The sequence below is a fragment of the Priestia sp. SIMBA_032 genome (genome assembly GCF_046535215.1).
Lineage (GTDB): Bacteria > Bacillota > Bacilli > Bacillales > Bacillaceae_H > Priestia > Priestia aryabhattai.
Genome location: NZ_JAWRXD010001579.1, coordinates 1 through 235 on the forward strand (window position 1 = coordinate 1; position 235 = coordinate 235).

Genomic DNA, 235 nt, shown 5'->3' on the forward strand with positions numbered 1-235 from the left:
CGGGCGACCAGGGCCGGCACGATGTTCTCGATCGGGGAAAGCTCCAGTGCGAGTTGCGGATGCTGGAAGGTTCGGGCAAGCCCGGCTTGCGCCCGGATGGTCGATCCGGCCTTGAGTGCCTGCCCTTCGAGCGCGACCACGCCGGACGATGACGACTGCGTGCCGACGATGCAATCGACCAGTGTTGTCTTGCCCGCCCCGTTCGGCCCCACCAATCCCAAAACGTGTCCGTGTG

1 protein-coding gene is annotated in these 235 nt (G+C 66.0%); it reads right to left on the reverse strand.

Annotated features, from left to right (window positions below):
• Nucleotides 1-235 (reverse strand): ATP-binding cassette domain-containing protein (locus SB717_RS39610; RefSeq protein ID WP_410908815.1); only part of this gene is annotated, 235 nt, incomplete at both ends.